15 protein-coding genes are annotated in these 13,973 nt (G+C 65.6%); 11 read left to right on the top strand and 4 right to left on the bottom strand.

Annotation, left to right across the window (positions count from 1 at the left end; genetic code table 11):
• Window positions 1-605: 605 nt before the first annotated feature.
• The gene (locus ACSQ89_RS23635; protein WP_436296521.1) at window positions 606-1,085 is read right to left on the bottom strand and encodes a VOC family protein; all 480 of its coding nucleotides are present in this window, start codon (window positions 1,083-1,085) and stop codon (window positions 606-608) included.
• A gap of 461 nt (window positions 1,086-1,546) precedes the next feature.
• Between ACSQ89_RS23635 and ACSQ89_RS23630 the strand changes: the two genes are divergently transcribed.
• Window positions 1,547-1,813: a hypothetical protein gene (locus tag ACSQ89_RS23630; protein WP_139191735.1), complete on the top strand. Its 267-nt coding sequence runs from the start codon at window positions 1,547-1,549 to the stop codon at window positions 1,811-1,813.
• A gap of 16 nt (window positions 1,814-1,829) precedes the next feature.
• On the opposite strand, the gene ACSQ89_RS23625 is transcribed toward ACSQ89_RS23630, so the two are convergent.
• Window positions 1,830-2,051, bottom strand: a complete 222-nt coding sequence (locus ACSQ89_RS23625; RefSeq protein WP_436296520.1) for a hypothetical protein — start codon at window positions 2,049-2,051, stop codon at window positions 1,830-1,832.
• A gap of 374 nt (window positions 2,052-2,425) precedes the next feature.
• Between ACSQ89_RS23625 and ACSQ89_RS23620 the strand changes: the two genes are divergently transcribed.
• Entirely contained in the window at window positions 2,426-2,884 is a 459-nt protein-coding gene (locus tag ACSQ89_RS23620) for an ATP-binding protein (protein ID WP_436296519.1), read from the top strand.
• Between the two features lie 18 nt (window positions 2,885-2,902).
• Here the strand turns inward: ACSQ89_RS23620 and ACSQ89_RS23615 are convergent, their stop codons facing one another.
• A complete protein-coding gene (locus tag ACSQ89_RS23615; RefSeq protein WP_093109631.1) occupies window positions 2,903-3,820 on the bottom strand; it encodes a LysR substrate-binding domain-containing protein in 918 nt (305 codons plus the stop codon).
• Window positions 3,821-3,974: 154 nt separating this feature from the next.
• Between ACSQ89_RS23615 and ACSQ89_RS23610 the strand changes: the two genes are divergently transcribed.
• From ACSQ89_RS23610 to ACSQ89_RS23580, 7 genes are all read left to right on the top strand, one after another.
• On the top strand, window positions 3,975-5,108 hold the full coding sequence (locus ACSQ89_RS23610; RefSeq protein WP_436296518.1) for a C45 family autoproteolytic acyltransferase/hydolase: 1,134 nt from the start codon (window positions 3,975-3,977) through the stop codon (window positions 5,106-5,108).
• Between the two features lie 44 nt (window positions 5,109-5,152).
• Window positions 5,153-6,049 (top strand): hydrolase, encoded by an 897-nt coding sequence (locus ACSQ89_RS23605; RefSeq protein ID WP_436296517.1) that lies wholly within the window; start codon window positions 5,153-5,155, stop codon window positions 6,047-6,049.
• Between the two features lie 22 nt (window positions 6,050-6,071).
• Window positions 6,072-7,016, top strand: a complete 945-nt coding sequence (locus ACSQ89_RS23600; protein ID WP_436296516.1) for an ABC transporter permease — start codon at window positions 6,072-6,074, stop codon at window positions 7,014-7,016.
• On the top strand, window positions 7,013-7,843 hold the full coding sequence (locus tag ACSQ89_RS23595) for an ABC transporter permease (RefSeq protein WP_436296515.1): 831 nt from the start codon (window positions 7,013-7,015) through the stop codon (window positions 7,841-7,843). The genes ACSQ89_RS23600 and ACSQ89_RS23595 overlap by 4 nt, the downstream gene beginning before the upstream one ends.
• Window positions 7,840-9,489, top strand: a complete 1,650-nt coding sequence (locus ACSQ89_RS23590; protein WP_436296514.1) for an ABC transporter ATP-binding protein — start codon at window positions 7,840-7,842, stop codon at window positions 9,487-9,489. The genes ACSQ89_RS23595 and ACSQ89_RS23590 overlap by 4 nt, the downstream gene beginning before the upstream one ends.
• A 40-nt stretch (window positions 9,490-9,529) precedes the next feature.
• Window positions 9,530-11,101, top strand: a complete 1,572-nt coding sequence (locus ACSQ89_RS23585; protein WP_436296513.1) for an ABC transporter substrate-binding protein — start codon at window positions 9,530-9,532, stop codon at window positions 11,099-11,101.
• Window positions 11,102-11,168: 67 nt separating this feature from the next.
• Window positions 11,169-11,558 carry an HU family DNA-binding protein gene (locus ACSQ89_RS23580; RefSeq protein WP_436296627.1) on the top strand — a complete coding sequence of 130 codons (390 nt, stop codon included), beginning with the start codon at window positions 11,169-11,171 and terminating at the stop codon, window positions 11,556-11,558.
• Window positions 11,559-11,639: 81 nt separating this feature from the next.
• Here ACSQ89_RS23580 and ACSQ89_RS23575 read toward each other — a convergent pair whose 3' ends face one another.
• Window positions 11,640-12,515, bottom strand: a complete 876-nt coding sequence (locus tag ACSQ89_RS23575) for a LysR family transcriptional regulator (RefSeq protein ID WP_093109623.1) — start codon at window positions 12,513-12,515, stop codon at window positions 11,640-11,642.
• A gap of 100 nt (window positions 12,516-12,615) precedes the next feature.
• Between ACSQ89_RS23575 and ACSQ89_RS23570 the strand changes: the two genes are divergently transcribed.
• Window positions 12,616-13,059, top strand: a complete 444-nt coding sequence (locus ACSQ89_RS23570; RefSeq protein ID WP_093109622.1) for a VOC family protein — start codon at window positions 12,616-12,618, stop codon at window positions 13,057-13,059.
• Window positions 13,056-13,964 (top strand): amino acid ABC transporter substrate-binding protein, encoded by a 909-nt coding sequence (locus tag ACSQ89_RS23565; RefSeq protein ID WP_436296512.1) that lies wholly within the window; start codon window positions 13,056-13,058, stop codon window positions 13,962-13,964. Before ACSQ89_RS23570 ends, ACSQ89_RS23565 begins: the two co-directional genes overlap by 4 nt.
• Window positions 13,965-13,973 lie beyond the last annotated feature (9 nt).

Below are 13,973 nucleotides of genomic sequence, written 5' to 3'. Positions count from 1 at the left end.
CGAGCGGCGTTGGCAGGCAATGCTGCGGACCGCTAATCGGGTACTCAACCGATAACAACCGAGGCGGCTGGCAAGCAGTTACCGTAGATTGTTGAGAGTCCGCTGCTGCCAAAAGCGGTCACCGACTTTCAGACGTCGACCGGTTGAATCCGCAGCCCAGAACGGCTGTTCACGGCCCGATCATGGCCGACGACCAGGCCCCCTCGCGGGCCCATCGGCAGAGTCGACGGGAGTGGTGGGTTACGGGCGGAACAGACCGGAAAATTCAATGTGTGGTGAAAACTCCACCGGGAAATTCAAACTATGTTGAACATCCGGTTCAACGTAGCGTGGTGAATCTGCGCGCCAGGCGTTGATTTGCATGGCACCCGTGTGCAGCCCTTGTCGCACGTCAACAGAGAGTCGAGAAGGAAGCCATGCTCAGGTGACGCTCGCGCGAACTGCACACACGCTGGCGGCACACCTTTCGAGGGCCAACCTAGGCCAACACTGAGAGGGGAGGAGGGCGCACCGCCCCTTGATGCGGCGGAGTTCTAGCAAAAAAATCGTGGCGTTCCGCGTGCGTGGCTGTCGCGGCGACGGGGGCTGGGCCGGCATCGGGAGCGTCAGCCGCGCCGAGCCGCTTCGATCGCAGCGATGTCGATCTTTCTCATCCCCATCATGGCTTCGAACGTGCGCTTGGCCGCCGCTCGATCAGGATCGGCGATCGCGGCCGTCAGGGCGCGTGGCGTGATCTGCCACGACAGTCCCCACTTGTCCTTGCACCAGCCGCATGCGCTTTCCTGGCCGCCGTTTCCGACAATCGCGTTCCACAAGCGGTCCGTTTCGGCCTGGTTGTCGGTCGCAACCTGGAACGAGAAAGCCTCGTTGTGCTTGAACGCCGGGCCCCCGTTCAGTCCGAGACAAGGGATGCCCATCACCGTGAACTCGACCGTCAAGACATCGCCCTGCTTGCCCGCGGGATAGTCGCCAGGCGCGCGATGGACAGCTCCCACCGCGCTGTCCGGGAACGTCTCGGCGTAGAACTTCGCGGCGTCCAACGCGGTGCCGTCGTACCAGAGACAAATCGTGTTCTTGCAGACCATCTTGGTTCTCCTAGATTGGGACAGGTACGTGCATTCAAGCCGCCGAAGAAGTGATTCGTCGGCAAGCACGTAGCCGCTAAATTCTGCCCCTATGGCTCCGGGCCGGAGCGAAAAATTCAATGTTCGGAGGCGTGAAGACCACAGGATCGAATGTCTAGCGGCGCATGAGCTGAACGATCAACGGCGCAGTTCCCCGGTGCGCCCTTTCGGATCAATGACTTAAGCCGTCTTGGTGCTCAATCTCCAGTGGCTGGCGTTCCACAGTCGGCGGTTTTCAACTTTAGCCCTGAATTTTTTGCAGCTTAGTTTGAACTCGCCGCGCCCCCAGTGGGGGAGGAGGCGCCCGACCGGGGGGCCGTCTTCTGCTGCGGGATCAGCCGTCAAACCCATGACATTGCCCCCGTTGCGTCCGAGCAGGAGTGGCGCATACTGGGCTGCAGAAGTCTCACCATTGACCACCGATGAACATTTCCCCGGCGCGCGACCACGCCGATCCGCCTGCTGCTCCGCCAGACTGGACGATCGAGTTTGGATCTGAGCCCGTAGGCGAAGGCAATTATTTTTTTGCCGATGTAAAGCGGGCCGGGAAAGTGATGTTCCGAATCGGAGTTGGCGGCGTATCCGAAGAGGCAAAAGCAAGGAAGCTGCTTGCGGCCAAGGCGCGCGCCTGGATCGACGAGTTCCTGATCCGAGAACAGCAATCTGGCGCTTCGTCCCAAGGCAACTGAGCTGGTCAGCCGCTGCTCAGTCCTCGTCGTCGAGTAGGTCCAGTTTTGGATCGTCCATGCGGGATTGAAGTGCCACGCACCCGGCTTCCCAGGCGCTCTTGTATGTTGGGAAGCTGAGTTCTGAGCGTGCCAAGGGCTCAAAGCCAGGCACGTCATCGAAGGATTCGAACAGCACCCATTCGAACGCTCCAGACCGGAGTGCTTCAACCATCGATACAAGAAAGCGGAAGCGGCTCATGCAAGCAATGCTGGGCGTGTGCATTGCCCTTGCCGTAAGCCGGCGCCTTCGTTTGATGGAAGGAAAGCTCGCCGCGCTTCCTAAGTCGTTCGATCCTGAGTGTGTAGTGCCACCAAGTCCCTGACCCCGATCGAAGATGCCCTCAGCGCCCTTAGCGGACCTAGGCGAAGTGATCTGCCTCCCGAAGGCAAGGCCGGGCCGCTCAAGGCTCCATGGTCGTGCGCGGCTCGCGGGGACTGCGTATAGCAGGGCATCGTGGACGCTGTTTCAGCGTGATCGTGGACGATTTGGGGAGCGCGCAAGTGATCTTTTGACCGGGCCTAGGCTCACCGCTTTTTGTGGTTCAAGCCGATGCAGCGGGGGCGGACGACTTCATGGTCAAACCCATGCGGGTAGGCGAGCTGGCCGCTCGCGTGCGCGCGCTGCTGCGGCGCGCCTACCTGGACACGCAGCCCGAAGAGCAGGTCTGGGGACGCTACCGCTTCGTGCTTGCGACCCGGCAACTGGAGATCGACGGCAGGCCTGTTGCGCTGACGCAGAAGGAGTTCGATCTCGCCTTGTTCGCCGGCGGGCTCGTCGATCACCTGCGCGGTCGAATCGCTTCCGCGTGCATGGGCCGTGCTGGTGAAGGACGAAGGACCGGCATCGCCGAAGAACTCCGGACGCAGGTGTTCGAGCCCTTCGTTCGAGGCAGCGCCACAGCAAACATCGACGGGGCCGGGCTCGGGTTGGCCTTTGTCAAGACCGTGGCTCAGCGGCACGGCGGCAAGGCGCTGCTCGACAGCGCACTGGGGCGCGGCAGTGCCTTTCGGCTCGTGTTGCCCCGCGCTTGAAAGTTCTTGACGGTGCTTTCACGATGAGACGCTGGCGATGGATCGGCCGCCGGGCTTCGCCCGGCGGAGGTGCGCCAATAGCTCCTCGCGAACCACGCCCGTGATGTGGCTGCGCCGGCCGCTCTCCAGCATGCCCAGGCGACGGGCAATCGGCCGGCCGGGCAGCTGCAGCACGCGCAGTCCGGGGTCGCTTTCCCAATCGAAGTTATTGAGCAGCGGCGCCATGGTGAAGCCCACGTTCTTTCGCACCAGTTCGACGATCGAGAGCAGCGAATTGAGCTCCAGGAACTCCCTGGGAACCAACTGCAGCCGGCGCAGGATCCGGTCGATGCGTGCACCCGTCGGCGTGCGCCGGTCGAAGCGGATGAAGGGATGGTTTGCGAACAAGCCCGCAATGGGGGTGTCGAGCGCGGCGATGCTCGAATTCGCGATCACAGTGAGCGTCTCTTCGTAGCAGGGCGTCCACAGCAAGCCGGGCTTGTCCGGCCATGGGCGCTCAACGACCACCGCGGCATCGAGTTCTCCACTCATCACGTCCTCCGCCAGTCGCGACTGCTCCCGGACTCTGAGCTCGACCTCGAGGTTGGGATGGAGCGATTTGAGCGTTGCCAGCGTGCTCGAGAGCAATCCCATGGCCGAGATCAGCGAGCCGAGCTTGATGGTTCCGGCGATCTGCCGCTGGTCCTGCAGGTCCTGCCGCATCGCCTCGTAGTGCGCGAGCAGTGCCTCGGCCCGCGGCAGCAGCAGATGGCCCGCAGGGCTCAGCGTCATGGTGCGGCCGGTCTTGTCGAAGAGCGTTTTCTTCAGCTCCGCCTCCAGCGCGCGCATCTGCTGGCCGACGGCCGCCTGCGTCAACGCGACCTGATCGGCTGCCGCGGCAAAGGAACCGCCTCGCGCTGCGGCCACGAAGGTGCGAAGAAAGCGGATGGTGCTCATGGCCGAGGCACGGATGAAGACAGCTTCAAGATAAACAATTTCTTTATTGATGCTAAATGATTTTTAAATTTATCTTTTTCTGTTCTTGCAAAACAATCCACCCCATCGCTACCCGCTCGCGGCGACAAGCGAATGACAAAGTGGCTCAAGCAACATGACAACCCCCCGATACTTTCCCCTTGTCGATGTTTCCGGCACGCCGCATGCGCGTGGCGTGCAGCATGGCCGCGCCGTGCCTGAGCGCGTGGCGCGCAGCATCGCGCTCTACAAGTCGCAGCTCGGCAAACGCGGCGTCGACGAGGCCACGCTGCGGCGCCTCGCGCAATCGATGGCCCAGGTCATCGAGGCCTATGACGCCACCTATCTCGAGGAACTGCGCGGCATCGCCGAAGGCGCGGGTGCGACGCTGGAGGACGTCATCACGATCAACTGCCGCACCGAGATGATGTTCGGCCATGCCGACCTCCAGCAGTCGCTCGAAGCACCGGCCAAGGCCCCGTCGTCGGAAGACGGCGACTGCACCGGCCTGCTCGTGCTGCCCGGCCGCTCAGCCACCGGCCGCCTCATGCATGCCCATAACTGGGACTGGCGCGAAGAATGCGTGGACACCGGCATCGTGTTGCGCATCCGCCGAGAAGAGGGTCCCGACATCCTGAGCTTCACCGAGGCCGGCGCGCTTGCGCGCCATGGCTTCAATGCCAATGGCGTCTCGCTGACCGGCAACTCCCTCTCCAGCGACGAAGACTTCCGCAAGGGCGCCGGCGTGCCGCTGGTGCTGCTGCGCCGTCGCGTGCTCGAAGCCGCCAACCTGGCGCAGGCCATGCGGGCGATCTGGGACTCGCGGCGCTATTGCGCCAACAACATGATCCTGGCGCAGGCCGGTGCCGGCGACGGCGCAGGCATGAGCCTCGAAACCTCGCCGGGCGAGATCTTCTGGGTCATGCCCGAGGACGACCTGCTGGTGCATACCAACCACTGGCTCTGCCCGGCCGCGCGCGTCAAGCTGCGCGACCCGTACATGGGCGAGCGGGTCGACAGCCTCTACCGCCAGCACCGGGTCGAGAACGCGCTGCGCCGCGTCTCGGGCCCGATCGGCTGGGACCATGTGAAGGCGATCCTCGCCGATGAATTCGGCAAGCCCGACGGCGTGCTGCGCTCGCCCAAACCCGCGAGCTTCGCCAGCATCTCCGCCACCGTGGCGACCACCCTGATCGACGCCGGCAACAAGACGATGTGGATCGCGCGCAAGCCCTACGAGGCACGCAACTTCCAGGAATACACGTTGTAGCCCGCCGCCGGCGCATACCCTTTCATACGCACCTACACACCGCCATGCTCGAAACCCCCGAGGCTTCTTCCGTTCAGGCCGAACAGCGCGCACGCGCCATCTACGACCTGGGTCCCAGCACCATCTACGCCTCGCGCAGCGATCCGCGCTTCTCGTACTGCACCTACGTGCCGCACCACATCGGCAGCGCCGGCACGCGGCCCATGCAACTGATCGTCGTGATGCACGGCACCGGCCGCGCCTTCGTCAACTACCGGGAGGCCTTCAGCGGCTTCGCCAAGTGGAACGACTGCATCGTGCTGTGCCCGCTGTTTCCGGTCGGCGTGCGCGGCGACGGCAACCGCGACGGCTTCAAGCAGCTGATCGAGGCCGACATCCGCTACGACCGGATCCTGCTCGACATGGTGGCCGAGGTGGGCGAGAAGTTCGATTGCGACTTCAACCGCTTCGCGCTCTTCGGCTACTCGGGCGGCGGGCAGTTCGCCAACCGCTTCGCGCTGCTGCACCCGGAGCGCCTGTGGGCCGTGTCCATCGGCGCACCCGGTTCGGTGACGCAGATCGATCCGCAGCAGGGCTGGTGGGTCGGCACGCAGGATTTCGACACCCGCTTCGGCAAGCCGCTCGACCTCGAGGCGCTGCGCCGCGTGCCGGTCCACATGGTGGCCGGCAAGGCCGACATCGAGACCTGGGAGATCACCCACAGGCCCGGCGGAAAGCACTTCATGCCGGGCGCCAACGACGCGGGCCCCACGCGACCCGAGCGGCTGCAAACCCTGCGCCGCTCCTTCGAAGCGGCCGGCGTGCAGGTCGTCTTCGACCTGCTGGACAACGTGCCGCACAACGGCCTGGCCTGCGTCGGGCGGGTGCAGGACTTCCTCGCCCGCGTGCTGCGCGAGCTTCGCGCCACGCCGTCCCCGTCGCCATCGTCGATCCCGGGCTGAGAACGCGCAAGGAGACAGGCCCATGTTCCGTTTCGCTGCGGCCCGCATCGCGATGGCGATTCCCACACTGCTCATCGTGGCGGTGTCGGTCTTCATCCTGATACGGCTCATTCCCGGCGACCCCGCGCAATTGCTGCTCGGCGACCTGGCCACGCCCGCCAGCCTTGCGGACCTGCGCGCCCGTCTGGGTCTGGACCGCTCGGTGCCGGCCCAGTTCGGCATCTGGTTCGGCCGCGTGCTGCAGGGCGACCTCGGCACCTCGATCAACAGCGGCCAGGACGTGCTGCCGCTGGTGGCCGAGCGCTTCCTCATCAGCGGCCGCATCGTGCTGGCCGCGGTGGTGCTGGCCGCGCTGGTGGCGGTGCCCGCCGGCATGATCGCCGCCTGGAAGCAGAACCGCGCACCCGACCTGCTGCTCGTCGGCTCGGCCACGCTGCTGGTGTCGATCCCGACGTTCTGGCTCGGTCTGCTGCTGTTGCTGCTGTTCGGCCTCAAGCTGGGCTGGCTGCCGGTGGTCGGCTACGTGTCGCTCGCCGAAGACTGGAGGGCCGGCCTGCTTTACCTGGTGCTGCCAGTGCTCACACTTTTCCTGCATGAGATCGGCGTGCTGATGCGCATGGCGCGCGCCAGCACGCTCGAGGTGCTGCGCCTCGACTACATCACCCACGCGCGCGCCAAGGGCCTGTCGGAGCGTGCGGTGCTGATGCGCCATGCCTTCAAGAACGCATTCGGCCCGACCTGGACGCTGATCGGGCTCGTGCTCGGCAACCTGCTCGGCGGCATCGCGGTGGTCGAGACGGTGTTCACCATTCCCGGCCTCGGCCGGCTGCTGGTGGACGCGATCTTCGCGCGCGACTACCCGGTGATCCAGGGCTGCCTGCTGTTCGTCGCCGCGGTCTACGTGGCGGTGAACCTCGTCATCGACCTTTGCTATCCGATCTTCGACCCACGGGTGGCTGTCGAATGAAATTCCGCAAGCAACGCATTCCCCTCAATGCCCTGGTGGGCATCCTGATCGTCGGCGCCGTCGCACTCGCGGCGGTATTGAGTCAGTTCTGGACGCCGCACGATCCGCTGAGAATCAACTTCGGTTCCCGCCTCAGGCCGCCGGGCGGCAGCTACCTGCTGGGCACCGACGAATTCGGCCGCGACGAATTCTCGCGCCTCATGGCCGGCGCCTCGACGAGCGTCTGGATCAGCCTGCTGACGGTGAGCTTCTCCATCGTCGCGGGCAGCATCGTCGGCGTGCTGACCGGCTTCCTGCGCGGCTGGACCGACCGCATCGTGATGGCCTTCAACAATGCGCTGCTGGCCTTCCCGGGCCTGCTGCTGGCGCTGGGCCTGCTCGCGGTGGTCGGCGCCAACGAGTACGGCATCATCCTCGCGCTGGGCCTGGCCTACACGCCCTCGGTCACCCGCATCGTGCGCGGCACGGTGCTGTCGCTGCGCGAGAAGGAGTTCATCGAATCCTCGCGCGTGCTCGGCAACTCCGAGCTCTACACCATGTTCCGGCACGTGCTGCCCAACTGCACCGCGCCGCTGACGGTGCTGGCCACCTCGATGTTCGGTTGGGTGATCCTGGCCGAGAGCGCTCTCTCGTTCCTGGGCCTCGGCGTGCCGCCGCCGGCGCCCACATGGGGCAACATGCTCTCCTCGGCGCGGCCCTTCATGGCGCAGGCCAGCCATCTTTCGATTCTTCCGGGCCTGTGCATCGCGCTGACGCTGCTCGGCATCAACCTGCTAGGCGATGCGGTGCGCGACTGGCTCGATCCGCGCATGAAAGGCGTGCAATGACGACGACACCCCTGGTCAGCGTGGAGGGCCTCACGCTCGCCGTCGGCGCGGGCGGCCGCGAGATCGTGCGCAAGGTCTCGTTCGACATCGCGCCCGGCGAGATGGTCGGCATCGTCGGCGAATCCGGCAGCGGCAAGACGCAGGCCGCGCGCGCCATCATGGGCCTCACGCCGCCGCCGCTGGTGCGCACCGCAGGCCGCATCCTCTTCGAGGGCGAAGACCTTGCGCAGGCAAGGCCGCAGCGGTTGCGCGAGCTGCGCGGCCTGCGGGTCGGCATGGTGTTCCAGGAGCCCATGACCTCGCTCAACCCGTCGATGACCATCGGCCGCCAGCTCGGCGAGGCGCTGGCGCTGCACCGGCGCGAGCTGCCGCCGGATGCGCGCCGCGCGCTGATCCTCGACATGCTCGCGCGCGTCGGCATTCGCGATCCGCAGGCCGCGCTCGGTGCGTGGCCGCACGAGTTCTCGGGCGGCATGCGACAGCGGATGATGCTGGCCTCGGTGATGCTGCTGCAGCCCGCGCTGCTGATCGCGGACGAGCCCACCACCGCGCTCGACGCCGTGGTGCAGCGCGACGTGCTGGAGCTGATGGTCGGCCTTACGCGCGAGCACCGCACCGCCGTGCTGATGATCAGCCACGACCTGCCGATGGTGGCCCGCTTCACCCAGCGCGTGGTCGTGATGCGGCACGGCGAGGTGAAGGAGATCGGCAACACCGACGACCTGCTTGCGCGCCCGCAACACCCCTACACGCGCGAGCTGCTCGAGGCCATGCCGCGGCGCCTACCCGCGCGGCCGGTGGCGGAGGAAGCGCCGGTGGTCGAGGTGCGCAACCTCGTCGTCGACTATCCCGGTCATCGCCGGCTCTTCACCAAGGCGGTACCCAAGCGCGCGCTGCACGGCATCGACCTGGCGGTGCGCCCGCGCGAGGTGGTGGCGGTCGTCGGCGGCTCGGGCTCGGGCAAGACCACGCTGGGGCGCGCCATCGCCGGTCTGCTGCGGCCCAGCGGCGGCGAGATCCTGTTCCGCGGCCGGCAGATTGCGCGCTCGGACCCCCGCTGGTTCGACTACCGGCTGCAGTGCCAGATGGTATTCCAGGACCCGTATGCCTCGCTCGACCCGCGCATGACCATCGGCCAGCTGGTGGGCGAAGGCCTGCGGTTGCTGCGGAACATGTCTGCCGTCGACAAGGGGCGGCGCGTGCAGGAAGTGCTCGACGAGGTGGGCCTCGGATCGGGCTTCGCGCCGCGCCACGCGCACGAGCTCTCGGGTGGCCAGCGGCAGCGCGTGGCGATCGCGCGCGCGGTCGTGCGCCGGCCCGAATTCGTGATCGCCGACGAGCCGGTCTCGGCGCTCGACGTGACGGTGCGCGCGCAGGTGCTCGCACTGTTCGCCGAACTGCAGAAGCGCCACGGCTTCTCGTGCCTCTTCATCAGCCACGACCTCGGCGTGGTGGAGCAGGTGGCCGACCGGGTGATCGTGATGCAGGACGGACGCATCGTCGAGCAGGGCACGCGCGACGCGGTGTTCGACCATCCGCAGCAGGACTACACGCGCAAGCTGCTCTCGGCCATTCCAGCACTCGAGTCCACCGACAGCGGCGGCGTGCGGCTGCGCTGGCGCTTCGGCGCCGCCGTTGCGGCCTGAGAGCCCTATTCCCATACTGACTTCGCAGGAGTACGCCACCATGCCCCGTCTTCTCATCCGTCTCGCTGCCATCGGCGGCGCATCCATCGCCTGCGCCACCGCTTTCGCCCAGACCTCCGTGACGGTCGCGCAGCCGGCCGACATCCGCTCCACCAACCCCGGCGTCAACCGCGACAACACCACCGACGGCATCGTGCTGCACATGGTCGAGGGGCTGGTGGGCTACCGCCAGGACGGCAGCGTGGGCCCGCTGCTCGCGCAGTCGGTGGAGATGTCGAAGGACGGCCTGACCTACACCTTTCGCCTGCGCAAGGGCGTGAAGTTCCACAACGACGCGCCGCTCACCTCGGCCGACGTGGACTGGAGCTGGAAGCGCTACATGGACCCGAAGACCGACTGGCGCTGCCTCAGCGAGTTCGACGGCCGCGGTGGCCTCAAAGTGGTCGAAACCTCGACACCCGACGCCGCCACCTTCGTCATGAAGATCAACAAGCCCTCGGCGATCTTTCTCGACACGCTGTCGCGCACCGATTGCGGCATGACGGCCATTCTTCATCGCAGCTCGGTCAAGGCCGACGGCAGCTGGGACAAGCCGGTGGGCACCGGCCCCTTCAAGTTCGGCGAATGGAGACGCGGCGAGTACGTCACCGTCACGGCCTTCAAGGGCTACACCTCGCCGCCCGGCAGCAAGGCCGACGGCTACGTGGGCCTGAAGGCGCCGCTGGTGGACACGGTGCGCTTCCTCGTCGTGCCCGATGGGTCCACTGCCACCGCAGGTTTGAAGTCCGGCGCCATCGATGCGGGCCAGATCACCGCGAGCGACGTGCAGGAACTCAAGACCGACAGCAAGCTCGCCGTGCAGACGCCCGGCCAGGCCACCAAGAACGTGCTGCTGATCCAGACCCGCGACCCGCTGCTGAAGAACGAGAAACTGCGCCATGCCATCGCCGCCTCCTTCGACATGGAGCAGATCGTGGCGGCGGCTTCCGAGGGCCTCGGCTCGGTCAACAACTCGGCGATCCACAAGGGGTCGGCCTTTTACGGCGCGGCGCAGAAGAAGGGCTACCGCTACGACCCGGCGCTGGCGGCGAAGCTGCTGCGCGAAGCAGGCTACAAGGGAGAGAAGATCACCATCCAGACCAACAAGCGCGCTCACGTGCCGAGCTACACCGTGGCGGTGCTCGCGCAGGCCATGATGCAGTCCGTCGGCATCAACGCGCAGATCGAGGTGCTGGAGTGGGCCACGCAGCTCGACCGCTACAACAGTGGCAACTACCAGATCAGCTCGTTCACGTACTCGTCGCGCCTCGATCCGGCGCTGAGCTACGAGCAGTTCGCGGGCCCCAAGGACAAGCAGTCGCGCAAGGTCTGGGAAGATCCGCAGGCGCTCAAGCTGATCGACGAGAGCTTTGCCGAAGCCGACCCGAAGAAACGTCAGGCGCTGTTCGATCAGATCCACGCGCAGATGATCCGGCAGGTGCCGCTGATCATGCTGTACAACGGCCTCGACGCCTGGGCGGTGCGCAAGCGCATCAGCGGCTTCTCGGTCTGGGAGGGCAAGCCGCGCCTATGGGGCGTATCGGTTGCCACGAGCGCATCGAAGGCCGGCTGACCAAGGGTTTGCAGACCTCGGCTACACTCCGCGCCGCTTGCAGCCAGTCTGGTTGGCTGCGCCGCCTTTGGCAACAAGGCGAACTACTCCAAGGAAATCTGTGAATCGTATTGAACTGGTCGAGAAAATCGCGACCGCACACACCGTCAGCAAGGCCGAGGCTGCGCGCATTCTTGAGACCGTCACTGGCTCCATCGTCGCGGCTGTCAAGAAGGGTGATCCCGTCCAACTCGTTGGTTTTGGAACGTTCAAGCAAGTCGCTCGTGCAGCCCGCACGGGCTTGAATCCCAGCACCGGCGAAAAAATCAAGATTGCTGCGGCAAAGCTCCCGAAGTTCGTTCCCGGCTCCGCGTTCAAAGCCGCCATCGACCCCAAGGCAGCAAAGCGCAAGGCTGACAAGGCTGCAGCGAAGCCGGTCGCCAAGAAAGCTACACCTACCAAGAAGACCAAGAAGTAAGTGCCCCGCGGCGGCGCCGCGGCTCTCACGGACAACGGCCCCGAGGGGCCGTTTCGTTTGGTGCAACGGGTTAGCGGTGAGCTACAGGCTGCCGCTGTAGGCCGCGCAGACCAACTGCGCCAGCAGGCTCGCGGACCCGGTCAGATTGCGGCTCGAGCGATGCACCAGCCCGATGTCGCGGTGGAATGTGTGGCGGCCGAGATCGATGGCGCGTACCGCGGCAGGCCAGCGCCGGTGCGTGGCGGTCTGCGGCACCAAGGCCACCCCCAGGCCGTTGGCCACCAGCCGCACGATCGCGTCCAACTCATCGAGCTCGCAGATCTCCTGCACGCTCAAGTGCGCGGCGCGCAGAAAGCGGTCGACCTGCCGACCGCCGAAAGAAGCGCGGTCGTAGCGCACGAAGGGCTGGCTGGACAGCAGTTCCGCCCAGTCGCTCCCCTCGACATGTCGCGGCACCAGCAGGCGGAATGGTTCATGCGCCAGCGTGGTCCAGCGCAGGTCGCTTTGCAGGGCGAACGGTGGACGGATGACGATGGCCATGTCGATCTCGCCTGCATCGACCAAGTTCAGCAGCGCCATCGACAGGCCGGGAATCACGCGCGTGCGGCAGTCCGGCGACTGCTTGTGGAGGCTGGTCAGCGCCTCGGCCAACAGCAGGCGCTGCGCCGACGCGATCGCGCCGATGCTGACGGGCACCGTCGCGCGCGGGCCGGCATGGCGCGAACCCAGATTGGCGTAGAGGCGAATCAGCTCCGTGGCCTGCTCCAGGGTCTCCTGGCCCATGGCGTTCAGGCGGGCCGAACGGCCGGTGCGGTCGAAAAGCGCGAAACCAAGTTCGGCCTCCAGCCGCTGCATCTGCGCACTGACCGCCGCTTGCGTCAGGCCGATCTTCTGGCCGGCAGCGGCGAAGGTGCCTTCCCGGGCCACGGCGACGAAGGTCTTCAGCTCGCGGATCATTCACAAATTCCATTGATGCATCTGTCAAATATATATTGATTTTTCTTTTTCTCATCCGACCCTAGGATCACGCATCCTCATCCACACCGAGCCCCACACCATGCTGACTCCGACCACCAACCCGGCCATGATGTCCCCCTTCCACCTGGCCTTTCCGGTGCACGACATCGCGCTGGCCCGCAAGTTCTACGGCGAGCTGCTGGGCTGCCCCGAAGGCCGCAGCGCGGACGACTGGGTCGACTTCAACTTCTACGGCCACCAGATCGTCGCCCACCTGGCGCCCGACGAGACGGGTGTGGCGCAGCGCAACGCAGTCGACGGCCATGGCGTGCCGGTACGCCACTTCGGCATCGTGCTGCCGATGTCCGAATGGGAAGCGATGGCGGCTCGCCTGAGGGCGCAGGGCGTCGAGTTCGTGATCGAGCCGTACATCCGCTTCAAGGGCGAGCCCGGCGAGCAGGCCACGATGTTCTTCCTCGATCCCTCCGGCAATGCGCTGGAGCTCAAGGCCTTCGCCAACATCGAGATGCTCTTCGCCAAATGAAGAAAGCGATACTCGCCATCGTTGCCGCCGCGTGCGCCTGGGCAGCCCAGGCCGATACGTTGCAGAAGATCAGGGAGACGGGGGTTGTCAGGATGGGCGTTCGCGAGTCGTCGGGTGCGCTGTCGTACACGACCGGCTACGGAAAGTACGTCGGCTTCCATATCGACCTGTGCCACCGTGCCCTGGCCGACATTCAGAAGCAGCTGGGTCTGCCCCAGCTCGATATCAAGTACGCGCCGGTGTCGTCTTCGAATCGCATCCCGCTGCTGCAGAACGGCACGATCGATATCGAGTGCGGCTCGACGACGAACAATGCCGCGCGGCAGCAGCAGGTGGCGTTCGCGCTCACGACATTCGTCGAAGAAGTCCGCATGGCAGTCAAGGCCAGCTCGGGCATCCAGTCGATCAACCAGCTGAGTGGCCGCGGAGTGGCAACTACGACCGGAACGACGAGCGTGCAATTGCTGCGCAAGCATGAGAAGGCCGCGGGAGTCGACTTCCAGGAAATCTTCGGCAAGGACCACACCGACAGCATGCTCAACCTCGACTCGGGCCGGGCGGACGCCTTTGTGATGGACAGCCAGGTACTGGCCGGCAATATCGCCAAGGCGCGCAATCCTGCGGACTACAAGATCGTGGGCGAGGTTCTTGGCGTGGAGCCGATCGCCATCATGCTTCGCAAGGACGACCCTGCCTTCAAGCAAGGCATCGACAACACGCTGCGGGGGATGATGAAGTCCGGCGAGATCGCGCAGCTCTATGACAAGTGGTTCATGAAGCCCATTCCCCCTGCCGGCGCGATCGTCAACTTGCCGGCATCGGAGGCGACGAAGGCTGTCTGGGCGATCCCGAACGACAAGCCCGCGGAAGAGTTCGCGCTGACGAGCGCCGGGGCCCGCAAGTAACCGGATGCC

It is taken from the genome of Variovorax sp. LjRoot175, from assembly GCF_964253805.1.
GTDB lineage: Bacteria > Pseudomonadota > Gammaproteobacteria > Burkholderiales > Burkholderiaceae_C > Variovorax.
This window is presented reverse-complemented; position numbering and strand designations above follow the sequence as displayed.